The sequence below is a fragment of the Nonomuraea marmarensis genome (genome assembly GCF_043197025.1).
GTDB lineage: Bacteria > Actinomycetota > Actinomycetes > Streptosporangiales > Streptosporangiaceae > Nonomuraea > Nonomuraea marmarensis.
The window spans coordinates 63,232-86,428 of sequence record NZ_JBICRM010000012.1 but is presented as its reverse complement, the minus strand read 5'-3'; the positions used below and the strand labels follow the sequence as shown (position 1 = coordinate 86,428).

The 23,197-nt window shown below is 72.1% G+C and carries 22 protein-coding genes; 8 read left to right on the top strand and 14 right to left on the bottom strand.

What is annotated here, in order from left to right:
* Positions 1 to 79 precede the first annotated feature (79 nt).
* From ACFLIM_RS21340 to ACFLIM_RS21325, 4 genes are read left to right on the top strand one after another with little or no spacing between them, the layout of a single operon-like run.
* The gene (locus ACFLIM_RS21340) at positions 80 to 1,645 is read left to right on the top strand and encodes an ABC transporter substrate-binding protein (protein WP_393167984.1); all 1,566 of its coding nucleotides are present in this window, start codon (positions 80 to 82) and stop codon (positions 1,643 to 1,645) included.
* Positions 1,646 to 2,731 carry an ABC transporter permease gene (locus ACFLIM_RS21335; RefSeq protein WP_393167983.1) on the top strand — a complete coding sequence of 362 codons (1,086 nt, stop codon included), beginning with the start codon at positions 1,646 to 1,648 and terminating at the stop codon, positions 2,729 to 2,731.
* Positions 2,731 to 4,578, top strand: coding sequence for a dipeptide/oligopeptide/nickel ABC transporter permease/ATP-binding protein (locus ACFLIM_RS21330; RefSeq protein WP_393167981.1), 1,848 nt, complete (start codon positions 2,731 to 2,733; stop codon positions 4,576 to 4,578). The genes ACFLIM_RS21335 and ACFLIM_RS21330 overlap by 1 nt, the downstream gene beginning before the upstream one ends.
* Positions 4,575 to 5,240 carry an ABC transporter ATP-binding protein gene (locus ACFLIM_RS21325; protein WP_393167979.1) on the top strand — a complete coding sequence of 222 codons (666 nt, stop codon included), beginning with the start codon at positions 4,575 to 4,577 and terminating at the stop codon, positions 5,238 to 5,240. Before ACFLIM_RS21330 ends, ACFLIM_RS21325 begins: the two co-directional genes overlap by 4 nt.
* Here ACFLIM_RS21325 and menC read toward each other — a convergent pair.
* The 9 genes from menC to ACFLIM_RS21280 all read right to left on the bottom strand — a co-directional run bounded on the left by menC (position 5,230) and on the right by ACFLIM_RS21280 (position 14,112).
* A complete protein-coding gene (menC, locus tag ACFLIM_RS21320) occupies positions 5,230 to 6,330 on the bottom strand; it encodes an o-succinylbenzoate synthase (RefSeq protein ID WP_393167977.1) in 1,101 nt (366 codons plus the stop codon). The two genes, ACFLIM_RS21325 and menC, sit on opposite strands and share 11 nt — an antisense overlap.
* Positions 6,327 to 7,091 (bottom strand): GNAT family N-acetyltransferase, encoded by a 765-nt coding sequence (locus tag ACFLIM_RS21315; protein WP_393167976.1) that lies wholly within the window; start codon positions 7,089 to 7,091, stop codon positions 6,327 to 6,329. Before ACFLIM_RS21315 ends, menC begins: the two co-directional genes overlap by 4 nt.
* Positions 7,092 to 7,240: 149 nt before the next feature.
* Positions 7,241 to 7,798, bottom strand: a complete 558-nt coding sequence (locus ACFLIM_RS21310) for an acyclic terpene utilization AtuA family protein (RefSeq protein ID WP_393167974.1) — start codon at positions 7,796 to 7,798, stop codon at positions 7,241 to 7,243.
* Between the two features lie 95 nt (positions 7,799 to 7,893).
* A complete protein-coding gene (locus ACFLIM_RS21305) occupies positions 7,894 to 8,928 on the bottom strand; it encodes a M24 family metallopeptidase (RefSeq protein WP_393167973.1) in 1,035 nt (344 codons plus the stop codon).
* On the bottom strand, positions 8,925 to 9,833 hold the full coding sequence (locus ACFLIM_RS21300; protein WP_393167971.1) for an ABC transporter ATP-binding protein: 909 nt from the start codon (positions 9,831 to 9,833) through the stop codon (positions 8,925 to 8,927). The genes ACFLIM_RS21305 and ACFLIM_RS21300 overlap by 4 nt, the downstream gene beginning before the upstream one ends.
* Entirely contained in the window at positions 9,830 to 10,654 is an 825-nt protein-coding gene (locus ACFLIM_RS21295; protein WP_393167969.1) for an ABC transporter ATP-binding protein, read from the bottom strand. The genes ACFLIM_RS21300 and ACFLIM_RS21295 overlap by 4 nt, the downstream gene beginning before the upstream one ends.
* Positions 10,651 to 11,508 (bottom strand): ABC transporter permease, encoded by an 858-nt coding sequence (locus ACFLIM_RS21290; protein WP_393167968.1) that lies wholly within the window; start codon positions 11,506 to 11,508, stop codon positions 10,651 to 10,653. Before ACFLIM_RS21290 ends, ACFLIM_RS21295 begins: the two co-directional genes overlap by 4 nt.
* The gene (locus ACFLIM_RS21285; RefSeq protein ID WP_393167966.1) at positions 11,505 to 12,527 is read right to left on the bottom strand and encodes an ABC transporter permease; all 1,023 of its coding nucleotides are present in this window, start codon (positions 12,525 to 12,527) and stop codon (positions 11,505 to 11,507) included. Before ACFLIM_RS21285 ends, ACFLIM_RS21290 begins: the two co-directional genes overlap by 4 nt.
* Before the next feature lie 7 nt (positions 12,528 to 12,534).
* Positions 12,535 to 14,112, bottom strand: coding sequence for an ABC transporter substrate-binding protein (locus ACFLIM_RS21280; RefSeq protein ID WP_393167964.1), 1,578 nt, complete (start codon positions 14,110 to 14,112; stop codon positions 12,535 to 12,537).
* A gap of 106 nt (positions 14,113 to 14,218) precedes the next feature.
* Between ACFLIM_RS21280 and ACFLIM_RS21275 the strand changes: the two genes are divergently transcribed.
* Entirely contained in the window at positions 14,219 to 14,869 is a 651-nt protein-coding gene (locus ACFLIM_RS21275; RefSeq protein ID WP_393167963.1) for an Lrp/AsnC family transcriptional regulator, read from the top strand.
* Here ACFLIM_RS21275 and ACFLIM_RS21270 read toward each other — a convergent pair.
* Together ACFLIM_RS21270 and ACFLIM_RS21265 are read right to left on the bottom strand one after the other, a co-directional pair.
* Entirely contained in the window at positions 14,866 to 15,213 is a 348-nt protein-coding gene (locus ACFLIM_RS21270; protein WP_393167961.1) for a hypothetical protein, read from the bottom strand. The two genes, ACFLIM_RS21275 and ACFLIM_RS21270, sit on opposite strands and share 4 nt — an antisense overlap.
* Positions 15,214 to 15,369: 156 nt before the next feature.
* The gene (locus ACFLIM_RS21265) at positions 15,370 to 18,090 is read right to left on the bottom strand and encodes a helix-turn-helix transcriptional regulator (protein WP_393167959.1); all 2,721 of its coding nucleotides are present in this window, start codon (positions 18,088 to 18,090) and stop codon (positions 15,370 to 15,372) included.
* 177 nt (positions 18,091 to 18,267) lie between these two features.
* Here ACFLIM_RS21265 and ACFLIM_RS21260 point away from each other — a divergent pair, with 177 nt between their 5' ends.
* The 3 genes from ACFLIM_RS21260 to ACFLIM_RS21250 all read left to right on the top strand — a co-directional run bounded on the left by ACFLIM_RS21260 (position 18,268) and on the right by ACFLIM_RS21250 (position 19,864).
* Positions 18,268 to 18,426 (top strand): hypothetical protein, encoded by a 159-nt coding sequence (locus ACFLIM_RS21260; RefSeq protein ID WP_393167957.1) that lies wholly within the window; start codon positions 18,268 to 18,270, stop codon positions 18,424 to 18,426.
* A gap of 137 nt (positions 18,427 to 18,563) precedes the next feature.
* Positions 18,564 to 19,331 carry a bestrophin-like domain gene (locus ACFLIM_RS21255; protein ID WP_393167955.1) on the top strand — a complete coding sequence of 256 codons (768 nt, stop codon included), beginning with the start codon at positions 18,564 to 18,566 and terminating at the stop codon, positions 19,329 to 19,331.
* A gap of 2 nt (positions 19,332 to 19,333) precedes the next feature.
* On the top strand, positions 19,334 to 19,864 hold the full coding sequence (locus tag ACFLIM_RS21250; protein ID WP_393167954.1) for a hypothetical protein: 531 nt from the start codon (positions 19,334 to 19,336) through the stop codon (positions 19,862 to 19,864).
* A gap of 12 nt (positions 19,865 to 19,876) precedes the next feature.
* On the opposite strand, the gene ACFLIM_RS21245 is transcribed toward ACFLIM_RS21250, so the two are convergent.
* Genes ACFLIM_RS21245 through ACFLIM_RS21235 form a run of 3 tightly spaced genes read right to left on the bottom strand, consistent with a single transcriptional unit; the run spans position 19,877 to position 23,034 of the window.
* Complete coding sequence (locus tag ACFLIM_RS21245; protein WP_393167952.1) at positions 19,877 to 20,767, bottom strand: carbohydrate ABC transporter permease; 891 nt, start codon at positions 20,765 to 20,767, stop codon at positions 19,877 to 19,879.
* 3 nt (positions 20,768 to 20,770) lie between these two features.
* Positions 20,771 to 21,694, bottom strand: a complete 924-nt coding sequence (locus ACFLIM_RS21240; protein ID WP_393167950.1) for a carbohydrate ABC transporter permease — start codon at positions 21,692 to 21,694, stop codon at positions 20,771 to 20,773.
* A complete protein-coding gene (locus ACFLIM_RS21235; protein ID WP_393167948.1) occupies positions 21,691 to 23,034 on the bottom strand; it encodes an extracellular solute-binding protein in 1,344 nt (447 codons plus the stop codon). Before ACFLIM_RS21235 ends, ACFLIM_RS21240 begins: the two co-directional genes overlap by 4 nt.
* Between the last annotated feature and the right edge of the window lie 163 nt (positions 23,035 to 23,197).

Below are 23,197 nucleotides of genomic sequence, written 5' to 3'. Positions count from 1 at the left end.
TTTCGTGACCCGGCACGAAGAACCTGCTGAGACGAGCGACGAAGGTGGTGCACACCCCCCACGCTCGTCTGGAGTTCCGATGAGAAGATCAGCGGCCCTCACCGCGCTCGCCCTGCTCGCGGCCGCCTGCGGAAGCTCGGGAGGGGGCGGCGGGCCGGCCGGGGGCGGCACGTTCACGTACGCCATCCCGGCCGACCCCGGCATCCTCGACCCCGCCATGGGTGTGCTCACCGTCACCAACACCACGCTCTCGCTGGCCTATGACACGCTCGTGAACCTGTCCCCCGACGGCAAGGTCGTCTCGGGGCTGGCCGAGAAGTGGGACGTCCGGCCCGACTCCGTCACCTTCACCCTGCGCAAGGGCGTCACCTGCTCCGATGGCGCGCCGCTGACCCCCTCCGACGTCGCCGCGAGCGTCAACCACATCGCCGACCCGGCCACCAAGTCGCCCATCTACGGCGTGCTGGTGCCCACCGGGATGAAGGCCGAGGCCGACGACGCGGGCGGGACGGTGACGCTGTCCATGCCCAAGCCGTTCAGCTTCATCCTGGAGAGCGCGCGGGCCATCTTCATCGTCTGCGGCAAGGGCGTGAAGGACCGTTCGCTGCTGGCCCGCTCGACCTCCGGCAGCGGCCCGTACCAGCTGACGGAGGCGGTGCCGAGCGACCACTACACGTTCAAGGCCCGCCGGGACTACGCCTGGGGGCGGCAGGGCGCGACGGCCAAGGACGTGCCGGAGACGGTGGTGCTGAAGGTGGTGCCGAACGAGCAGACCGCGGCCAACCTGCTCGTGTCCGGCTCCATCAACGGCGCCGTCTTCTTCGGCCCCGACCGCGCCCGCCTGGAGGCGAGCCCGGGCGTCGGCAAGAAGGTGATCTCGCAGGGGAACGGGCAGTTCTTCTACCACCAGGGCGACGACAGGCCCGCTCACGACCCCGCCGTGCGCAAGGCGCTCACCCAGGCCGTCAATCTCAAGGAACTGGCCGGGATCGCCTCCAGCAACACCGGCCGGCCCGCCACGGGGCTCGTCCTGGAACCACGTCCCTGTCAGGGTGACAGCGTGACCGGGCACGTGCCCGCCTTCGACCCCGCCGCCGCCGCGGCCGCGCTGGACGCCGCCGGCTGGAAGGCCGGGGCCGACGGGGTGCGGACCAAGGGCGGGCAGCGGCTGACGTTGCGGCTCATGTACGCGACGACCAGGGGAGCGGGGGTGCAGGCCGCGGCCGAGTACCTGGGCGCCGCCTGGAAGAAGGCGGGAGCCGAGGTGAAGCTGAACGGCATGATCGACACCAAGGTCTCGGAGTCGCTCAATGCCACCCAGGACTGGGACGTCGCCTGGTTGCCCATCGGCGTCACGCTGCCCAGCCAGCTCGCCGGCTTCCTGTCGGGTCCCGCCGCGCCCAAGGGCGCCAACTTCGCCCACCTGTCCAACTCGCGGTACGAGTCGCTGATCGCCAAGGCCAGCCTGGTGCCGGCCGCCGAGGGGTGCCCGTTGTGGCTGCAGTCGGAGTCGGCCCTGTTCGAGGACGCGGATCTGGTGCCCGTGGTGGAGAACACGGTGCTGCAGGCGAGCAAGGGCGGCACGTACGAGATGCAGTCCGGGTTCTTCGTGCCCACCTCGATCCGGCTGACGGCGGGAGGCTGAATGAACGACGGTGCTGAGCACGGTCCTGACCGGGTGTCCAACGGCGGTGCGACGGTGCCGCTCACGGGGCCGACGGGGATCGGGGAGGTCGCCGTGGAGGTGGCGACGGAGGGCGGGGCACCCGTGCGCTCGCCGGTGGTCGGGCGGAGGGTGCGGGTGGGGGTGCGCCGGCTGGTGCGGTTCGCCGTGTCGCTGGCCGTGCTGATGATCGCGTCCTTCGCGATGATCCACCTCATCCCCGGCGACCCCGTGCGCGCCGCCCTGGGACCGGCGGCGCCCGTGGAGCTGGTCGAGGCGCGTAAGACGGCCCTCGGCCTGGATCGGCCGCTGCCCGAGCAGTTCGTGACCTACGTGACCCACGTTATGTCCGGAAATTTCGGGACCTCGTTCCTCACGGGCGAGCCGGTCGGCGAGGTCATCTCGGCCAGGCTCCCCAACACCCTGACCCTGGCCCTCCTCGCCACCGCCCTGTCCCTGCTGGTGGCGATCCCGCTGGGCATGTGGGCCGCCATCCGCACCGAGAACGGCCGCAACCGCGGCACCGAGCTCACCTTCAGCGCCACCACCGGCACCGCCGTGGCCGTGCCCGAGTTCCTGTACGCCATCGCCCTGGTGGCCGCGTTCGCCATCGGGCTCGGCTGGTTCCCGCCGGCGGGCAAGGCGGGGCCGGAGACGTACATCCTGCCCGTCGTCGCCCTCGCGGCCGGCCCGATCGCGATGATCGCCCGCATCTCGCGCGTCGAGACACTGCGCGAGCTGGGCAAGGACTACGTACGGCTGGCCAGGGCCAAACGCCTGCCCGCCGCCCGGCTGCACCTCAGGCACGTGCTGCCCAACACGCTCACGGCCACCCTCACCGTCGGCGGCCTGCTGCTGACCTCGCTCATCGCGGGCGGCGTCCTCGTCGAGTACGTCTTCGCCTGGCCCGGCCTCGGCCTGAAGATCGTCGAGGCGATCACGCAGAAGGACTACCCGGTCGCCCAGGGCGTGATCCTCGTCTACGGCGCGATCGTGCTGGTCGTGAACCTCGCCGTGGACCTGGTGCTCGGCGCCCTCGACCCCACCTCCGAGATCAGGGAGGCCTGATGCCCGGAGGCACCACAGGCGACAGGCCCGCCGGCGGCAGGATCAGGTTCCGGTGGAGCGGCCCGGGCGTCGCGGGTGTGGTGCTGGTGGCGCTCATGGCCGTGCTGGCCGTCGTCGGCCCGCTCGTCTGGGGCGACACGGCCGAGCGCATCGACGCCGCCGCCATCCTCCAGGGAACCTCTCCCGAACACCCGCTCGGCACCGACAACCTGGGCCGCGACCTCCTGGCCCGGGTCCTGGTCGCAGGCAGGTTCTCGCTCGCCCTGGCCCTGGCCGCCACCCTCATCGGCGCCGTGGCCGGCACCATCCTCGGCACCCTCCCCTCCGTGCTCCCCAGACGCGCCGCCAGGCTGGCCACCGGCACGGTCAACGCCCTGGTGGCGTTCCCCGGGCTGCTGCTGGCCATGTTCACGGCGGTCGTCTCGGGGCTGGGAGCGCGTGGCGCGGTGCTCGGCATCGGCGTGGCCATCGCACCCGGCTTCGCCCGGCTCACCCAGACGCTGGCCGCCACGGTCGCCGGCGCCGACTACGTCTCGGCCGCCCGCATGCTCGGCGTGCCGCGCCGCCGCATCCTGGCCAGGCACGTGCTGCCCAACATCGCCGAGCCGCTCATCCTCAACCTCGCCCAGGCCCTCGGCGGCGCGCTGCTCGGCCTGGCCGGGATGTCGTTCCTGGGGCTCGGGGTGCAGCCGCCGGACTTCGACTGGGGGCGGCTGCTGTTCGACGGCTTCCCGCGGATCTACGTGACGCCCGAGGTGGCGCTCGGCCCGGCCGCCGCCGTCGCGCTCGCCGGCATCGGCTTCAACCTGCTGGGCGATGCGCTGGCCAGGGCCGCCGCCCGCACCCCCGTACCGCGCGAAGAGGCCAGGACCCACGAGAAGGAGACGGAGAGCGCGCCGGAGCCCGGTGCGGTGCTGGAGGTGCGGGACCTGACGGTCACGTTTCCCGGCGGCGGCACCCCCGTGCGGGAGTTGTCGCTGACCGTGGCGCCCGGCGAGATCGTCGGCCTCGTCGGCGAGTCCGGCAGCGGCAAGAGCCTCACCGCCGCCGCGATCGGCGGGCTCGTGCCGTATCCGGGCACGGTCACCTACGGGCGGCTGCACCTGGGCGGCAGGGACGTCGCCACGCTGTCGGGCAAGGAGCTCGGCACCGCGCTCGCGATGGTGTTCCAGGACCCGCTCGCCGCGCTCAACCCGGCGCTCAAGGTCGGCGGCCAGCTCGCCGAGGTGGCCGTCGTGCACCAGGCCGCGAGCCGGGCCGAGGCCCGCCGCCGCGCCGTGGACCGGCTCGGCCACGTGCACCTGCCCGAGCCCGCCAAGCACGCCGGGCAGCACCCGCACGAGTTGTCCGGCGGCATGCGGCAGCGGGCCGTGATCGCGATGGGCCTCATGGGCACGCCCCGCCTGGTCGTCGCTGATGAGCCCACGACCGCGCTGGACGTGACCGTCCAGCGGCAGATCCTCCGGTTGCTCCGCGAGGTCGTCGCGGAGACGGGGACGGCGCTGGTGTTCATCTCGCACGACATCGCCGTCGTGGGCGAGCTGTGCGACCGGGTCGTGGTCATGTACGCGGGCCGCGTCGTCGAGGAGCTGCCCGCCGACCGGCTCGCCACCGGCGCCGCGCACCCCTACACCAGGGCGCTGATCGCCTCCCTGCCCGACCTGGACACTGACAGGACCAGGCCGCTGGCCGGCATCCCCGGCACCCAGCCGTCGCCCGCCCAGGTCGGCCCCGGCTGCGCCTTCGCCCCCCGATGCGCCCTGGCCACCGCGCAGTGCACGGCCGAGCGCCCCGAGCTCATTCCGCACGGCCCCGGGCAGCGGGTCGCCTGCTGGGAGGTTTCATGATCATCAAAGATCTGACCGTGCGCTTCGGCGCCTTCACCGCGGTCGACGGCGTCACGCTGGAGATCCCCGACGGCCGCGTCGTGGGGCTCGTCGGCGAGTCGGGATCGGGCAAGTCCACGCTGGCCAGAGCCGTCTGCGGGCTGGTCCCGCACACCGGGAGCGTCGAGGGCGCCCGCCGCGTGCAGATGGTGTTCCAGGACCCGTACGCGTCGCTGAACCCCCGCATGACCGTCGGCCGCACCATCGCGGAAGGCGCCGGGGCGGGCGAGGTGGAGCGGCTGCTCGGCCTCGTACGGCTGCCGGCCGAGCTGGCATCCCGCTACCCGCGCGAGTTGTCCGGCGGCCAGCGGCAGCGCGTCGCGATCGCCCGCGCCCTGGGCGGCGACCCGGGCCTGCTGGTCGCCGACGAGATCACCAGCTCGCTCGACGTGTCCGTGCAGGGCGCGGTGCTCAACCTGGTCCGCGGGCTGCGCGACGAGCTGGGACTGTCGATGTTGTTCATCTCGCACAACCTGGCCGTGGTCAGGTACGTGGCCGACGTGGTTGCCGTCATGCACCGGGGCCGCCTGGTCGAGGTCGGGCCCACCGAGCGGGTCGTCGGCAAGCCGGCACACGACTACACGCGCGCCCTGCTGGAGGCGGTGCCCAGGCTCAGAGGCTGATCCACTCCGTGGCGGTGGTCACCTCGTCCAGCACGGACTGGATCGGCTCGACGCCGAGCCCCGGCCGGGTCGGCACCTCCAGGTGCCCGTCCGCCAGTTCGAACGGCTCGGTGATGTCGGTCGCGTAGTAACGCCGCGAACCGGAGGTGTCGCCGGGCAGCGTGAACCCGGGCAGCGCCGCCAGCGCCACGTTCGCCGCCCGGCCGAGGCCCGTCTCGAGCATGCCGCCGCACCACACCGCGACCCCGTTCGCCCGGCACAGGTCGTGGATCCTGCGCGCCTCCAGGTAGCCGCCGATCCGGCCCGGCTTGATGTTCACGATCGAGCACGAGCCGAGCGCGATCGCGGCGGCGGCGTGCTCGGCCGACTCGATCGACTCGTCCAGGCAGATCGGCGTCCGCAGCAGCTTGGCCAGCTTGGCGTGCTGGACCAGGTCGTCGTTGGCCAGCGGCTGCTCGATCAGCAGCAGGTCGAACGCGTCCAGCCGGGCCAGCCGGGGGGCGTCGGTGAGGGAGTAGGCGGCGTTCGCGTCCACCTGGAGCAGCAGGTCGTCGCCGAACCGCTCGCGTACGGCCCGGACCGGCTCGACGTCCCAGCCGGGCTCGATCTTGAGCTTGATGCGGACGTACCCCTCGCCGAGGTAGCCCTCGACGGCGTCCAGCAGCTGCGGGATCGAGTCCATGATGCCGACCGACACCCCGCACGGCACCCGGGGACGGGCCGCGCCGAGGAAGCGGCCGAACGACTCTCCCGCCGCCCGCAGCTGCGCGTCCAGCACGGCCGTCTCCAGCGCGGCCTTGGCCATGCGATGGCCCTTGATCGGTTCGAGGGCGCGGGCGACGTCGTGCACGTCGAGGCTCTTCGGCAGCGCGGGCAGCAGGAAGCGGCGGATCACCTCGACGGCGCCGTCGGTGTATTCCGAGGAGTAGAGCGGCTCCGCCATGGCCACGCACTCGCCCCATCCCTCGGCGTCCGGCGTCACGATCCTGACCAGCAGAATGTCGCGGGAGGTCTCGGTGCCGAAAGAGGTGCGGAACGGCGCCACCAGCGGCATCGCGATCCGCCGCAGCTCTACTCCAGTGATCTTCACGTCTTCTCCACTACGTAGTAGGACTTGCCGGAAAACCCCGTGACCGTGCGGCCCTCGGCCATCAGACCCCCCAGCACGTCGCGTACGGCGTGCCGCCACGCCTTGGCCGTTCCCGGGTCCGCGCGGCGCAACCCCTCGATGTCGGCGGGCACGGCCACCAGCACGGTCCCCGCGTCGATCGGGCCGGGCACCGGTCGCCCGCCCTCGTCGGCCAGCGCGACGACCGCGTCACCGGGCACCGGCGTGACCTGCGGCTCCCGCCGCGCCAGCGCCGCCACGTGCGGCTCGGTCAGCGGCCACTCGGCGAGCAGGCGATCGGACTCGTCGCCCTGGTTGATCACGTCGGTCATGACGCCGTAGAAGCACGGCAGGTACTCGCGCGGCCGCGCGCCCAGCTTGGCCAGGTTGAAGTGGGCGTTGCGGCGCACCAGCGGGTCGTAGGTCCAGGTGATGCGCTCCAAGCCGCGCTCCAGGGCCCAGCGGCGCTGGTGCAGCTTGAGCTCCAGCCCGATGCCGCGGCCCGCCGCCGCGCCGGTGACGTGCGAGTGCAGCGCGGCGCCGGCCGCCAGGAACCCGACCGAGCCGCCGACGAGTCGGTCACCCTCGAAGGCGCCGGCCACATAGCCGCCCGCGTGGGACAGCGCCCGCATCAGCTCCAGCGTGATGGGCGGGTCACCGGGGGCGAAGTGCCAGATGTCATCGAACACCCCGTAGACCCGCTCGAACTCCGCCATCTCGTGGAGCTCCCTGACCTCGATCAACCTGCCGCTCCTCCTCGTGGATGCTCACTGGCGACGGTATGTCATGGTGCGCCTGCCGGGATTCGTGCGGCACCACCAAGACAAGCGCCCTGCTTCGTCGGAGTCACCCAGCGGGTGCGGGCTTGCGAGGGGGCGGCGGCCGAGTGCGGCTAGCGGGTGCCCGCGCAGGGGGCGATGACGATCCGGCTGGGCGCCTCCTGGCTGAGGCGGACCGACTCCAGCGGGACCGTGACCTCGGGAGTGCGGTAGCGGCCGCCGGAGAAGCGCGCGGCCAGGCAGGCGCGCACCGCCGCCGCCGTCACGTCCCCGTCGAGCGAGCTGCGCCCGTCGGGCCAGATCTCCACCACGCACGGCCCCGGCTGCGCGGCCAGCGCGAGCCCCGCGACGGTCGCCCCGGCCAGCGCGCCGAGGTCGGCTTTCGTCCAGCCGTAGTGCCACATGCCCGCCGCCACCACGGGCGCCGCAGGGCAGCAGCCGGGGGCGGTGAGCACCACGTCCAGCCCCTGCGACAGCGCCTTGGCGATCTCCTCGGCCCCGCGCGCGGCCAGGGTGCCGGTCCGCATCCCGGGGAACACCGGCACCGGGTCGCCGCCCGTCGCGTAAATGAGCTTGACGCCCGTTTCGAGAGGTCCGGGACCGCCGTCGCGCCACCCGCAGGCGACGACGTCGAGCGACTCGGCAGCCCGCCATGTGCCGATACGCAGCATGTTTCCTTGACTACCCTTTGCCGCGAACCATCACACACTGTCACGCTCATCGGCAACGGCGCGATCGGCGTCCTGTACGAGGCGGGTGTGAACGGCTACCGATCGAGGACGTGCAGGGCGTGCCGGCTGTCGCCCAGCGCCAACGGCCCCGCGTCGGTGCAGGTCACCACGTCCGCCACCCGGGCCCCGAACAGGTCGGGCACGTAGATGGCGGGTTCGAGGCAGAACGTCATCCCAGGAGCCAGCGCGGTGTCCTCACCCGGCCGCGGCCCTTCGTCGGGCCCCAGGCCGACGCCCCGGCCGACGTGCGCCGCCGCGAACCGTCCGTACCCGCTCCCGTCGATCACCTCACCGACGGCCCTGGCCAGCTCCGCGACCGGGACCTCGGGCCTGATGGCGGAGAGCGCCGCCCGATGCGCGGCCAGCACCACCGAGTACATCGCCTCGAAATCCTCGGGCGGCTCCGCCACGGCGAACACGCGGGCGACCTCCGCGCAGTAACCGCCCCACCGCCCGCACACGGACACCGTCAGGGCGTCCCCCGGATTGATCACCCGCTCCCCGGGCACGTGCGCGGGCCGCGCCGTGTGCTCGCCCGCCGCCACCCGCAGCGACAGCACCTCCTCGCACCCGGACTCCAGCAGCAGCAACCGCAGCCGGTACGCCATCGCCCGCTCGCTCGCCCCGAACCACGACAACTCCCGCGCCTGCCGCAGCACCCCTTCCGCCGCGGCCACCGCCTGCCCGATGGCCTCGATCTCGTACGGCTCCTTGCGCAGCCGCAGCGGCTCCAGCACCGAGGAAGCGGGGACGAGCTCGGCCTCGATCGTCAGCCCGAACAGCTCGCGCACCCGCATCTCCGGATCCACCCCCACCCGCCGCGCCCCCTCGGGCACCAGCCCGGCCGGCTCATCGGTCTCGACGACCGCGTCCCGGGTCACCACGAGGAACGCGCCGTCGCCACCGCCGAGGAACCGGAAGTCGGGCGAGGGCCGCAACACCAGGGCATCGACCCGGGCCCGTGCCATGGCGGCACGCACAGCCTGCAACCGCCCGCCGGCCCGCGGTCCGTCCGCCTCCCGCGCCGCGTCCGCAGGCGGCGCGGGCGTGTCGTCGGCCCCCGGCGTCACTTCGGCTCGTGCAGCCAGCAGGCGACCGGCCCGAAGTCCGGCTCCTTCTCGCGGCACACGTCCATCACCAGCGGACAGCGGGGGCTGAACCGGCACCCTTGCGGGGGGTTCGCGGGATCGGGCACGTCACCGGGCAACTCCGCGGGCAGCACCCCCATCCCGTCAGCCTTGGGAATGGCCCGCAGCAGAGCCTGCGTGTACGGATGCCGCGGATCCGCCCAGACCTCGGCCGTGTCGCCCACCTCGACGATCTTGCCCAGGTACATGACGGCGATCCGGTCGGCGATCAGCCGCACCACGGACAGGTCGTGGCTGATGAACAGCAGCCCCGCGCCCGCATCCACCGCCAGGTCCCGCATCAGCCGGGCGACCTGCGACTGCGCGGAGGCGTCCAGCGCGGAGATGGGCTCGTCGCCGATCAGCAGCCGCGGCCGGGCCGCCAGCGCCCGGGCGATGGCGATCCGCTGCCGCTGCCCGCCCGAGAACTCGTGCGGGTGCCCGCCCGCGAAGTCACGCGGCAGCCCGACGCGTTCCAGCAGGTCGGCCGGGGTGGTGGCGGTGTCCCGCACGGTACGCAGGCCGTCGGCGATCTGGTCGCCGACCCGGCGACGAGGGTTCAGCGACGCGTACGGATCCTGGAACACCATCTGGATCCCGGTCAGCTTCCTGCGCCGCAGCCCGAGCGGCGTCACCGGCTGCCCCTCGAACGCGATCGAGCCCGCGGTGATCGGGTTCAGCCCGCAGACCGCGCGGGCCAGCGTCGACTTGCCGCACCCGGACTCGCCGACCAGGCCGACCACCTCACCCGGGCGCACGGTCAGGCTGGCCCCCGCCACCGCCCGCACGACGGGACGGCCGGGGGAGCGGTGCTCGACGACCAGATCGTCAATGGTCAGCAGGCTCATCGCCCTCCCTCCTCGGACCTCTCGGCAGACGCGGCCGGCTCGGCTGGCGAGTTGAGGACGGCGTCCGGCAGGGAGTCGAGCAGCGCGCGGGTGTAGGCGTGCGCCGGTTCCCGCAACACCCGCCCACGCGGCCCGGACTCCACGACCAGCCCGTCCTTCATCACGCTCACCTCGTCGGCCACCGCCGACATCACCCCCAGGTCATGGGTGACCAGCAACACGGCCAGTCCGAGCTCGTCGCAGAGCCCGCGCAGCAGCCGCAGCACCCCGGCCTGCACGGTCACGTCCAGCGCCGTGGTCGGCTCGTCGGCGATCAGCACCTTGGGCGAGCAGGCCAGCGCGATGGCGATCGCGATCCGCTGCCGCATCCCGCCGGAGAACTGGTGCGGGAACCGCCCGTACGCCTGCTCCGGGCCCGGAATGCGTACCTTGCCGAGCAGTTCCACCGCCCGCGCCCTCGCCTCCGCCTTGCCCAGCCGCAGGTGGTGCCGCATGTGCTCGGTGAGCTGCCTGCCGATCGTCAGCATCGGATGCAGGCTGGTCGCCGGGTCCTGGAACACCATGGCGACCTCGCCGCCACGCACCCGGTTCAGCTCCTTGCCGGGCAACGCCAGCAGGTCGCGCCCGCCCAGCCGGATCGCACCGGACACCCGCGCGCCGTGCGGCAGCAACCCGAGCACGGCCAGCCCGGTCATCGTCTTGCCCGACCCGCTCTCCCCGGCCAGCCCGTGCACCCGGCCCGCCTCGAGCGTGAGATCGACGCCGCGCAGGATCTCCTTGCCGCGGATCGACACCTTCAGCCCGCTGATGTCCAGCGTCACAACGCACGCTCCTTGATCGCGCGAGCGGTACGGGGATCGAGCGCGTCCCGCAACGTGTCACCGAGGAAGTTGAACGCCAGTACCACCGTCAGGATCGCCAGCCCCGGGAACGTCGCCACCCACCAGCTGTCGAACACCTCCACCCCCGAGGCCACCATCGCCCCCCACTCGGGAGAGGGCGGCTTGGCGCCCAGCCCCAGGAACGACAGGCCGGACAGCAGCAGCAGCGCGGTGCCGATGTCGAGCGTGGCCAGGACGAGGACCGGGCCCGTCACGTTCGGCAGCACGTCCACCCGCAGCGACCGCCACACCGAGAAGCCCAGCAGCCGCCCGCTCAGCACGAACTCCCGCTCCCGCACCCCCAGCACCAGCCCGCGGGTGACCCGGGCATAGGCGGGCCAGGCCACCACCAGCACGGCCAGCACCGCGTTGGCCAGGCTCGCCCCCAGCGCCGCCGCCACCACCATGGCCAGGATCACGGTCGGGAACGCGAACACCAGGTCCGCCACCCGCATGATCGTCTCGTCCACCCACCGGCCGAAGTACCCGGCGCACGCCCCGAGCAGGCCGCCGATCAGCACCGACAGCGCCACCAGCAGCAACGTCAGCGGGATCGAGACCCGCGCCCCGTACATGACGCGGCTCAGGATGTCGCGCCCGAGCTGGTCGGTGCCGAACCAGTGCCCGGGCCCGGGAGCGGCCAGCCGCGGCAGTTCCTGGGCGAGGGGGTCGTGCGGCGCCAGCACGGGGGCGGCCAGCGCGACGACCAGCCAGGCCACGGCCAGCACGCCGCCCACGACGGCCAGCGGCTGCCGCCACGCCTCGGGCAGCCGCCCCAGCAGAGGGCGTCTCATTGCAGCCTCACTCGGGGATCGATGACGCCGTACAGGACGTCCACGATCAGGTTGATGACCAGGTAGACGACGCCCACGACCAGGCCGACGCCCATGACGGCGGGCAGGTCCAGGGTGGTGGCGCTCTTGTACGCGTACTGGCCGACGCCCGGCCAGGCGAAGATCGCCTCGACCAGTACGGTGCCGGACAGCAGGCTGCCGAACGCCAGTCCCGCCACGGTGATGATGGGCACCAGGGCCGAGCGCAGCACGTACCGGAAGAGGATCACCCGGCCCGGCAGGCCCTTGGCCCGGGCGGCGCGGACGTAGTCCTGCCCGAGCACCTCCAGCACCGCGGAGCGGGTGAACCGGGTGAGCAGCCCGATCGTGTAGAGCGCCAGCACCAGCGCGGGCGTGATCAGGTGGCCGACGGCGGAGGCGAAGACGTCCCACCGGCCGGCCAGCAGCGCGTCCACCGTCTGCAGCCCCGTCACGGCCGGGGCCGGGTCGAGCGCCGCGTCCACCCGGCCGCTGCCCGGGGTGAGCTGCAGCCGGTAGAAGAACACGTAGAACGCGACCAGCGCCAGCCAGAACGTCGGGACCGAGATGCCGATCAGGCTCAGCACCCGCAGCGCGTGGTCGGGCAGCCGGTCCCGGCGCAGAGCGGCCACGACCCCGAACGCGACACCCAGCACGAGCGATACCAGGATCGCCGCCCCGGCCAGCTCCAGCGTCGCCGGGACGAACTCGGCCAGGTCCTCGCTGACCGGCCGGTGGCTCTGCTGGCTGGTGCCCAGGTCGCCCTGGACCAGGCCCTGCAGGTGCAGGGCGTACTGCTGCCAGAGCGGCTTGTCCAGGCCGTGGTCGGCCCGCCACTGCGCCACGATGGCGGGGTCGCCGAGCGCCCGCTGGCCGAGGTTGGCGGCGGCGGGGTCGCCGGGGACGAGGTTCGTCAGGACGAACGTGACAACCGTGATGCCCCACGCCATGAGGACGGCCAGCAGGATGCGCCGGATGAGGAAACGCGCGAGCGGATGCACGGACCGCTTACTTCACGCCGAGGTCGGCGACGTCGACCGTCCAGACCGGGTGGTACTCCAGCCCGGTCACCGACCCCGCCGTCACGATGTTCTGGCTCGGCTGGATCAGCGGGATGAACGGCCCCGACGCGTTGAGCTTCGTCTGCACGTCGGCGTAGGCGGTCTTGCGGGCGTCGTCGCCGATCGCCGTGGCCGCCTGCTCACCCGCGGCCTCGATCTCCTTGGCCGCGCCCGCCTTCCAGCCGGCCCGCAGCCCCACCAGCTTGCCGGGCAGGAACGCCAGGTAGTCGCTGGGGTCCGGGTAGTCGGGGCCCCAGTACCACAGGCCCAGCTCCTCCTTGCCGTTGCGGTAGTTGTCCAGCGCCGCCGTCACGGGCGCGGGCTGGAGGTCCACCGTGATGCCGACCTCCTTGAGGTTGGCCTGGATGCGCTCGGCCAGCGGCTGGAACGACAGCCCGTTCACGGTCAGCTCGCTCGGGTACTCCAGCTTGACGGTCGGGTTGGCGACCCCGCTGGCGGCCAGCGCCGCCTTGGCGCCCTCGACGTCCCGCTTGGCGCCCTGGTCGGCGGGCAGCGCGCCGAGCAGCTGCGACGGGATGACACCCGGCGCCTGTGTCGAGCCCTCGCCGGCCAGCTCCAGCAGCCCCGCGTAGTCCACGCCCTTGCGCACCGCCTCCACGAACTTGGCGTTCGGCGTGGTCTTGCTGATCGCGGAGTCCTGGTTGGCCAGCAGGAAGATGACATTCGCCGAGGCGGTCTTCTTGACCTGCAGGCTCGGGGGCATGCCGGTGACCTGGTCACCCGACAGGTTGAGCGCGACCTGGCTGTCGCCTCGCTGCACGTTCAGCTTCTGCGTGGCGGCCTCGACGTTGCGGATGACGACCTTGTCGTAGGCGGGCTTGGTCCCGTAGTACTTGGGGTTCGCCTTGAGCGTGACCTGGCTGCTCACGTTGAACGACTCGATCAGGTACGGGCCCGAGCCGGCCGAGGCCGAGTTCAGGTACTGCTCGGCCTTGTCCTGGGGGTCGGTGGTCGCGCCGTGCTCCTTGGCGACCTTGCTGTTGATGATGCCGAGCGCCGGGTTGGGCAGGATGTAGGGCAGCGCCGGATTCGCCGCCTTCGACGTCAGCGTGATCGTCGAGTCGTCGGTCTTGGCCACCTCGACGCCGTCCAGCAGGAACGACGGCGTGCCCTTCATGTCACGCACCCGGGTCAGCGAGAACACCACGTCGTCGGCCGTCACCGGCGACCCGTCGGCGAACGTGGCGCCCGGCTTCAGCTTGAGCGTCAGCGTCTTGCCGTCCGCGGCCAGCTCGTACGACTCCGCCAGCGCCGGCACCGGCTTGGTCACGTCCGCCCCGTCGAACGTCAGCAGCGTCTCGTAGACCGCCTTGCCGACGATGAGCCCCGTCGGCTCGTACGTGCGCCCCGGGTCGGCCGTCTTGAGGTCGAAGGACGTGTCGATGACCAGGGTCTTGCCCCCGGAGGCCGCGGGGGTCTGGGAACTGCCTCCGCCGCTTCCGCAGGCGGCGAGGGCGAGTGCACCGGCGAGCAGTACAGCCGCCGTCTGCGAGCGGGTCGCCATGTAGGTCCTCCAAAATGGACGTTCGGCAGAAGGATGCCGAGGATTGTCCGGCAGAACGTCCAGGCACCGTGCAGTCGCTGAGACGTATATAAAGGTCGATGAGGTAATGATGAGTGAAATTTCCAGAAATGGGGTCGGCGGTGGCGGTCAGGCTGGACGGATCGGAATCGGTCTGGAGCTGGACGACGTCCACCTGAAGATCCTCGAGGTCCTGCGCGAGAACGGCAGGATCTCGGTCGCGGCCCTGGCCGAGCGGGTGGGCATCTCCCGGGCGAACGCCTACACCCGCTTCGAGGCGCTGCGCGCGGACGGCGCGATCAAGCGGTTCACCGCCGAGATCGACCACGTGAGAGCCGGGCTCGGCATCACCGCGTTGATCTTCGTCACGGTACGCCAGCAGATGTGGAAGCAGTTCAGGGCCGAGCTGGCCAGGATGCCGGAGGTGGAGTACTGCGCGATCACCACCGGCCAGCACGACGCCATGATCCAGGTACGCGTGTCGGACGTGGCCGCGGTGCACACCATGGTGACCGAACGCCTGGCCAACATCCCGGCGGTCAAGGCGACGGAGACGGTGTTCATCCTGGACGAGGTGCTCAGGCGGCCGTACGTGCTGCCCAGCGACCGCGGCGGTGATCGAGACCGGGCCCGCTCCGCGCGGCGACCGGCCCAGGAGACGCAGGGTGACGTGCCGCTCGGCAAGATGCGCTTCGTCGGCGCCGCCGAGGGCCGGGCCGCCCTGCGCAAGGACGACTAGCCGCCGACCTCGGCGCACACGCTCACGTGCAGCGTGTCGTCCCCGTCGAACCTGAACTCCTCCACCAGGCGCAGCAGCCCGTCGTCCCCGGTCTCGACGCGGCTGCTGCTCTGCCCGCCCGCCTTCCCCCCGGCCTTCAACGCGTGCGCGTACGCGATGGACACCCGGTCACCGTCCCGCGTGCCGACGAAGCGCCCGTGGGTCACGGTGTCGCCGGTGTAGCTGCCCCACACCACCCCGTCGGCCTCCCAGTACCGGAACTCCGTAGGGTCGTCCTGGCTGACCACGCTCGCCGTCGAGCTCACCATCACGAATGTGCGGCCGTTGAGATTCACGCCCCCCATGGTCCCGATATTTCCGAAATATCAGCATGCGGATGGACGGATGGTGAGGACACCGGTCAATGATCGGCAATCCGTCCAGCCGGACCCCGCGCGGCGGGCCGTACGAAAGCACCTCAGTATCGCTGGGCCGGGATCGCAGGTGAGCCCCGGCGCCTCTCAATCCATGAGCTTGGTGGTGAGCGCCACCCGGGAGCTGACCCCGAGCTTGGCATAGGCGTTGCCCAGGTGATATTCGATCGTCTTCACGCTCAGCACCAGCTCCCTGGCCACCTGCCGGTTCGTCATCCCGGTCGCCACCAGCCGCGCCACCGCCTGCTCCTGCGGCGTCAGCCCCAGCAGCGGTGAGGCGCCCGACTCCGTCCGCGGCAGCCCGCACGCGCTCAGCTCCCGCTCGCACCGGTGCACGTAGGGGACCGCCCCCAGCCGGGTGAACAGCTCCAGCCCCGCCCCCAGCTGCGCCTGCGCCTGCTTGCGACGCCCCAGCCGGCGCAGGAAGCTCCCGTACGCCAGCCGCAGCCGCGCCTCGTCGAACGGCAGCCCCGCCACCCCCGCGTGCCCGAGCCCGGCGGCGAACGCGGCGTCGGCCAGGTCGTTCTCGTGGCGGGCCGCGTGCAGGCCGCCCCGGCAGCGCGCCGCCGTGGCCAGCGCCGAACGCCGGCCGCGCCGCCCGGCCACCCGCTCCAGTTCGGCCAGGCACTCGTCGGCCCGGTCCAGCTCGCCCAGCCCGGCCAGGGCGTCGACGAGCAGGTCGAGCCACTGCACGATGCCGGGCTCGTGCACCATGTCGTTTGTCTTCACCGCCACCAGCGGCTCCAGCGCCTCGACCGTACGGGCGTGGTCTCCCCTGGCGGCGGCCAGGTGGGCGGCGGCGCTGCACGCGTGCGCCAGGGAGGCCACCGCCCCGTCGCTCGCCCCCTTGCCCGACAGGGCCGCCGCCACGTGCGCCTCGGCCGACGGCCAGTCGCCGCGGGCGGCCGGGACCAGCGCGGCCAGCGCGTGGCAGACGGGCGAGAGCCACTGCTGGTCGGCGTCGTCGGCCACCGACGCCGCGGTCTCGGTGTGCAGCACCGCGTCGTCCCAGCGGCCCGCCCGGTACTCCACCTGGCCCAGCATCGCCATGGCCAGCATGCGGAACGGCACCGAGCGTTCCCCGCACGCGGCCACCGTGCCCGACAGGTCGGCCAGCCCGCCCGCCAGGTCGTCGCTGAACGTCCGCAGCAGCCCGCGCCCGAGCAGCGCGTCCAGCTCGGCGATCGTCGCGGCCGAGGGTGGCGGCAGGTCCCTGGTCGCGGTCAGCGCCGCCTCGATCTCGCCCGAGATGCCCAGCCCGACGAGCTGGGTGTAGCGGTTGTAGTCGATGCTGAAGCGGTAGCCGGGCGAGCTCCTGGCCCGCTCCGCCCAGCGGGCCGCCTGCCCGCCCTCGGCCCTGACCAGGCAGAGCATGGCCAGCTGCTGCGCCGCCCGCGCGGCCAGACCCGACTCGGGCGGGCCCGCTTGCTCCCAGGCGGTGGTGAGTTGCGCCTTGGCCTCCTCGACGTGTCCGCGCACCATGGCCAGGTGGCCGAGCGCGTAGCCGCGTACCGCGGGGTGGGCCTGCGCGGGCAGGCTCGCGGTCAGCCGGGTCGCCTCCTCCACCCGCCCGTCCAGCAGCAGCGCCTCCACCGCCTCGGCGGCCAGCGGCGCCGGATCGCCCGACAGCTCCGCCGCCGCCTTCAGGTGCTCGGCCGCGCTGCCGAACGCGCCGAGCCGTACCTGCTCCCTGCCCAGCTCCGCCAGCTCGCCGGCCAGCTCGGGGCTGGGGCCGGCCACCGCCTCGATGCGGTGCCGCAGCCGCGCCTGCTCGCCCTCGGCCGCCAGCGCCGCCCGCGCGTGCAGCGCCGAGCGGTGCGCGGGGCCGAGGTCGCGGTAGACGGCTGCCCTGATCAGCGGATGCCCGAACGCCGCCACGGGCCCGCGCGCGGAGGACCGTTCCAGCAACACGCCCTCGCTCACCGCCTGCTCCAGCGCCTGCAACGGCTGCTCCACCCCCGCCACCCGGGCCGCCAGGTGCAGCGGGCTCGACATGCCCAGTACGCTCAACGCGCTGACCAGCTCGCGCACCGGCGCCGCGCACCTGGCCACCTTGGCCAGCACCAGCATCGTGTACGAGCGCGGCGCCGGCAGCGGCTGCGCCAGGTCGTCCAGCGCCTCCAGCGGCACCTCCTCCAGCAGCGCCCGCAGGTGCAGCGGCACGCCCTCGGTGTGCGTGACCAGCCGCGCCACCGCCAGCTGCGACACCGGCCCGCCGCCCAGGCCGGTGACCAGGGCCGCCACCTCGGGCGCCCGCAACCCGGACAGCCGTAGCCTGAGCGTGGAGTCGGCGGCGATCAGCCGCCGCAACCCTTCGGGGCCGGGCAGCAGGGCGGCGTCGCGCAGCATGAGCACCGTCAGCACCCGGTCCACCCGCAGCCTGCGCAGGCAGAACGTCAGCGCCCGCAACGTCGGCGCGTCCGCCCAGTGCACGTCGTCCACGACCAGGCAGATCGGCACGCTGAGCTGCCGCTCGCTCAGCACGTCGAGCAGCGCCGCGCCGACCGCCAGCGGATCCGCCGGCGCGGGCGCGACGACCGCCGCGAGCTGTGCAGGCAGCCCGCCGAACAGCCTGGTCAGCGTCCCGTACGGGAGCAGCGCCTCGCTTTCGTCGCCATCGGTGAACAACACGTCGGCGGCCGTGCCGCACGTCTCCAGGAACCGATGGATCAGGGTCGTCTTCCCGATCCCCGCCGCCCCCTCGACCACCACCAGCCTGGGCAGCCCGGCGCGGGCGTGGCCGAACTCCTCGCCGAGGCGTTGGAGCTCGTGATCGCGCCCGACGAACGTCGCACTCCGCTCAGCCATGACCGGCCTCCGAACCCTGGGTATCCCAACCTCGCGCGGCATGGCGGACGGCTCAAGTAAGACTTGCCTGCCCCTTTCGTCCGGCATCCGGAGAAAACCAGGGGATATCCCCAGGTGCCGCCCTAAGGCGCCGAGGCGGCCCGCCTCCCTACGCTCGCGGGTGAGCCGGGAGGCGTGATGCGCTTCGTTGTGGAGCTGGAGTACGGCATGGACGGGGTCCACGGGCAGGTCACCCGGGAGGGCTCCGAGCGTCCCGAGCCGTTCCACGGGTGGCTGGAGTTGCTGCGGGTGCTCGAGGGGCCGTACTCCAGGGCGAATCCCTGGGACCTGCCCTGACGCCACGGACAGCGGGCCGGCCGGGCATGTACCCCGATGGGCTTGCCCGGGGCTTTACCTTTCAGGGCCTGACGCCATCATTGCGCTGTGTGATAGTAATGTGACGTTGCGTATCCGGAGAGGTTCGGGAGATCTTCATGGTGGCGTACACGCTCTCGATCTTGGCGGCGGTGGGCGCGGTGGCGCTCACCGCGCTGGTGTTCAGGCGGGTGAAGAGGGCAGGTGAGGACCGCGATCCCAACGGGCCGTCCGCCGCGCACGCGGGGGCGATGTTGTCGGCCATGTTCCTGCTGGTGTTCGCCATCGCGATCATCGTGCCCTGGACCACGGCCGACGCCGCCCGCCTCAACATCCACGCAGAGAGCCAGTCCGCGGTCGACGCCTACTGGGCGGCCGACGCCCTGCCCGGCACCGCACCCCAGCAGGTGCGCACGGCGCTGCGCGACTACGTCACGTTCGTGGTCAGGGACGAGTGGCCGCTCATGGCCGAGGGCAAGATGGACCCCGTCGGCGCCGCCAGGATGGACGAGCTGCGCGGCCGCGTCAACGCCCTCCAAGTGAGCGGCGACGACGAGGAGGACGCCAAGGCCACCGTGCTGGAGCACATCAGGGCCATCTCCACCGCCCGCGCCCAGCGCGCCGCCGACGCCGCCGCTTCGCCTCCCGAGGGGCTGCTGCTCCTGACGATCCTCACCGCCGCGGTGGTCATCGTGTTCCCGTTCCTGGCCGGGGCCAGGCCGCGCGGGCTGGCGATCCTGCCGCTGGTGGCCATGGCCGGGCTGCTCGGCTTCGGCGTCTACCTGACGTGGGACATCTCCCGCGCCTTCGCCGGGCCGCTGGCCGTCGGGCCCGACGCGTTCCAGGGGGCGCTGCAGGAGTTCACGCGGATCGCCGGGGGACTGTGATCGTGGCCGTCAGGCGCGCGCCGCTGCTGCTCGCCGCCGCCCTGCTCGCGGCGGGCGCCGCGGGCCCGGCGGCGGCCGACCGTGAGCCCCGCCCGGTCCCGCAGGTGTCCGTACGCCCGCCCGCACCGCCCAAGGGCGTCACCGTGGGACCCAGGGTGTCCGTGCCCAGGGTGAAGACGTGGCGCAAACCCGTCCCCGGGGTGTCGATCTCGGTCCCGCCGGCCAAGCGCAGGGCGGCGCCCGAGGTCACGCTGCCCCAGGTGACGGTCTACCGCGACGCGGTGTGCACGGGCCGGGTCGTGGTGGGGGAGTGCCCGCGCAGGAGACCGCATACGGCTCCCCGGCTGCCCGCGCCCCGCGCGACGCCCTTCCGCACGCCGACGCCCACCCCGACGGTGACGCCCCGGTCGCACGTCAAGCGCTTGGCCGCGCCGCCCCGCCGCAAGAACCCGATGACCACCGTCCTGCTCACGGTGGTGCTGGTGACGGCGATCGCCTCGACCACGGCCGTGGCGTTCGGCTCACGCCGCTGATCAGGCTCGGGCTCACTTGCCGAAGCCCGCGGTCAGGCCGCTGAGGAGTTGGCGGCGGCCCACCACGTACAGGATCAGGATGGGGAGTGTGGTGAGGAGGACGGAGGCGAGCACCGCGGGCACGTTCACGCTGTACTGGCCCTGGAAGCTCCACAGCGCCAGCGGCAGGGTGCGCTTGTCGGGGCTCTGGGTGAGGATCAGCGGCAGCAGGAACCCGTTCCAGATCGTCAGCGCGTTGTAGATCGTCACCGTCACGATGGCCGGCCGGGTCAGCGGGAACGCCAGCCGCCACAACGTCGCCTGCTCGCCGGCGCCGTCGATCCGCATCGAGTCGAACAGCTCCTTGGGCACGTCGCGGATGAAGTTCGCCAGGACCAGCACCGACAGGGGGATGGCGAAGGCGATCGACGGCAGGATCAGGGCCAGCAGGGTGTCGTAGAGGTGCAGCCTGATGATGATCAGGTAGATCGGGATGATCGTCGCCTGCAGCGGGATGGCCAGGCCCATGAGGAAGAGCGAGTTCGTCCAGCGCAGGAACCGGCTGGCGCCGCCGCGGACGATCGCGTAGGCCGCCATGAAGCTGAACAGCACCGCCGGGATCACGGCCCCCAGGGTGGCGATGACGCTGTTCAGGAAATATTGCGCGAAGTCGGACTCGATGACCAGCCGGTAGTTGTCCAGCGTCGGCTCGCCCGGCGGTGCGAGCGGGTTCTCCGCGTAGTAGTTGCTCTGCGACTTGAAGCTGGTGATGACGATCCAGTAGATCGGCACGATCACGACCGCCAGCCAGATCCAGCCCGCCGCGCCGCCCAGCCAGTTGCGGTGACCCGCGACCGGGCCCGGGGTGGGCCGGGGCTCGGTCGCGGCCGTCCGGTCGGAACCCTTGGTCAGGGTGGTCGCCATGGATCAGGCCCCTTCCAGCTGGCTTGCGGAGGCGTCGCGGCCGCCGAGCCGGCGCAGCACCAGCGCCAGCACGAGGCCCACGAGGACCAGGATGACTGCGATCGCGCTGGCCGGGCCCATGAGGTTGGCCTGGAATCCGCGCTTGTACATGTCCAGGGCGAGCACTCGGGTGGCGTCCGCCGGCCCGCCCGCGGTCAACACGAAGATCAGGTCGAAGAAGGTCAGCGAGCCGACGACCATGAGGGTCGAGGAGGTGATGATCGTGTACTTGAGCTGCGGCAGGGTGATGCTGAAGAACTTGCGCACCCGGCCGGCGCCGTCCAGCTCCGCGGCCTCGTACATGGAACGCGGGATCTGCCGTACGCCGCCCTGGTAGATGAGCGAGTGGAACGGGATGAACTGCCACGACACCACGAAGATCACGACGCTGAAGGCGAGCCACGGCTCGCCGAGCCAGTCCTGCGTGAGCAGCGGGAGCTGCAGCCCGGCGCCGAGCCCGAAGTTCGGGTCGAGCAGCGCCTTGTACGTGATCGCGATGGCCGCCGAGCTGAGCAGCAGCGGGATGAAGTACAGCACCGACAGGACCCCGCGGTAGCGCTGCTTGCCCGCCAGGAACACGCCGAGCAGGATGCTCGCGGGCGTCTGGACCGCCCAGGACGCGGCCATCACCAGGAACGTCACCCACAGCGCGTGCGGCAGCCCGGGATCGGCGAGGACGGTCCGCCAGCTGCCGAAGCCCGCGAAGCTGATGTCGCCGAGACCGTCCCAGGAGGTGAAGCTGAGCACGAGGACCCCTACGAGCGGGATCACGCCGAAGCCGACGAAGAACACCAGGGCCGGCACGGCCAGCCACGCGAGCGAGCCGCCACGGCCCTTTCGCGGGGTGGCCGCGGCGGTGGTTGTGGCGGGGGTCGCGACCGCGCTCACTGGCCGATGACCGCGTTCATGTTCGTGGCGAACTGCTGCGGCGAGATCGACAGCTGGAACAGCTTGGAGATGTTGTCGAGCAGCGTCTCCGCGGCGGTCGGGCTGAGCGCCTGGTCCCAGGACTGGGCGAACGACTTGGCGTTGACGGAGATGCCGTAGACGAAGTTCAGGAAGTCGGCGTCCTTGGTGCCGGCGAACGAGGCGTCGGACCCCTTGACCACCGGCACCGAGCCGATCGCGGCCCACTCCTTCATCGCCGTGTCGCCCATCAACTCGGTGGCGAGGAACTTCTTGGCGATCTCCTTCTGCTCGGGGGTGGCCTTGGAGGAGATCGACAGGTACTGGCCGGGGTTGCCGACGGTGTTGCTGGGGTCGCCCTTGCCGCCGTCGACCGGCGGGAAGTTCATGTAGCCGAGGTGGCCGCCGGAGACGAAGTCGCCGCCGTCGGTGGACATGCTGCCGTACGTCCAGCCGCCGTGCAGCATCATCGCGGCCTTGCCCGTGTACAGCAGGGCCTGGTCGGCGTTCGAGTCGGCGGTGATCGAGGAGAAGCCCTTGATGAACCCGTTGGCCTTGACCAGGTCCTGCACCTTGGTGAGGCCGTCGATGGCGATCGGGTTGGACCAGGCGTCCTTCTCGCCGTCGAACACCGCCTGGAACACCTCGGGGCCGCCCATGCGGTCGAAGAGGAACTCCAGCCACATCATGTTGGTCCAGCGCGACTGCCCGCCGAGGGAGAACGGCGCGATGCCCTTGGCGTTGAACTTGGGCACCAGGTCCATGATGTCGCCCCAGGTCTGGGGCGGCTGGGCGCCGATCTTCTCGAACGCCCGCTTGTCGTAGTAGAGGACGATCGGCTGTACCGTCTCGCAGGGCATCGCGTAGATCTTGCCGTCGATGGTGGCGGCGCCGAAGGAGGAGGGGAACAGCCGGTCTTTGACGGCGGGGTTCTGGTCGAACCACGAGGTGAGGTCGTCGACCTGGCCCGCCTGCACGTAGCTGCGCAGCGTGCCGCCGCCCCAGCCCCAGATGAGCGTGGGCGCCTGGCCGGCGCCGATGGCCGTCTTGATCTTCGTCTTGTAGGCGTCGTTCTGGAAGGTCGTCCCCGTGATCTTGCCGTTGGGGTTGGCCTTGTTGAACCGCTCCACGGTCCTGGTGCGCACACCTTCCTGAGGCTGGGTCGACAGGTACCAGTAGGTGGCACCGCCGCCGCCGCCTCCGCCACTGGTGGCGCCGGGTCTGGTCGGCCCCGAGCTGCCGCAGGCGGCGAGCGCGGCTCCCAGAGGGAGGCCCATCGAGAGGGTGAGGAAGGTGCGGCGAGACGTTGTCCTGGACTCCACGCTGATCTCCGTACTCGAATGCCGCTGGGGCCGCGGCTCGTTGATCATCGGATGCGGTGGCCGGCGGTCGGGGGATCGGCACCTGCCGATGCCACTCCTCCACTCCTCCTTGAGTCAGCTATCCGAAACATTTTCGACATGACCGCAGGGTTTCGCCAATCTA

Excerpts from the sequence above, each read along its gene's own strand:
- ACFLIM_RS21245 (WP_393167952.1), bottom strand. The coding sequence starts at position 20,767 with ATGGCGACCACCCTGACCAAGGGTTCCGACCGGACGGCCGCGACCGAG.
- ACFLIM_RS21290 (WP_393167968.1), bottom strand. The coding sequence starts at position 11,508 with ATGAGACGCCCTCTGCTGGGGCGGCTGCCCGAGGCGTGGCGGCAGCCG.
- ACFLIM_RS21275 (WP_393167963.1), top strand. The coding sequence starts at position 14,219 with ATGATGAGTGAAATTTCCAGAAATGGGGTCGGCGGTGGCGGTCAGGCT.
- ACFLIM_RS21340 (WP_393167984.1), top strand. The coding sequence starts at position 80 with ATGAGAAGATCAGCGGCCCTCACCGCGCTCGCCCTGCTCGCGGCCGCC.
- ACFLIM_RS21335 (WP_393167983.1), top strand. The coding sequence starts at position 1,646 with ATGAACGACGGTGCTGAGCACGGTCCTGACCGGGTGTCCAACGGCGGT.
- ACFLIM_RS21270 (WP_393167961.1), bottom strand. The coding sequence starts at position 15,213 with ATGGGGGGCGTGAATCTCAACGGCCGCACATTCGTGATGGTGAGCTCG.
- ACFLIM_RS21280 (WP_393167964.1), bottom strand. The coding sequence starts at position 14,112 with ATGGCGACCCGCTCGCAGACGGCGGCTGTACTGCTCGCCGGTGCACTC.
- ACFLIM_RS21325 (WP_393167979.1), top strand. The coding sequence starts at position 4,575 with ATGATCATCAAAGATCTGACCGTGCGCTTCGGCGCCTTCACCGCGGTC.
- ACFLIM_RS21310 (WP_393167974.1), bottom strand. The coding sequence starts at position 7,798 with ATGCTGCGTATCGGCACATGGCGGGCTGCCGAGTCGCTCGACGTCGTC.
- ACFLIM_RS21255 (WP_393167955.1), top strand. The coding sequence starts at position 18,564 with ATGGTGGCGTACACGCTCTCGATCTTGGCGGCGGTGGGCGCGGTGGCG.
- ACFLIM_RS21265 (WP_393167959.1), bottom strand. The coding sequence starts at position 18,090 with ATGGCTGAGCGGAGTGCGACGTTCGTCGGGCGCGATCACGAGCTCCAA.
- ACFLIM_RS21330 (WP_393167981.1), top strand. The coding sequence starts at position 2,731 with ATGCCCGGAGGCACCACAGGCGACAGGCCCGCCGGCGGCAGGATCAGG.
- ACFLIM_RS21260 (WP_393167957.1), top strand. The coding sequence starts at position 18,268 with ATGCGCTTCGTTGTGGAGCTGGAGTACGGCATGGACGGGGTCCACGGG.
- ACFLIM_RS21300 (WP_393167971.1), bottom strand. The coding sequence starts at position 9,833 with ATGAGCCTGCTGACCATTGACGATCTGGTCGTCGAGCACCGCTCCCCC.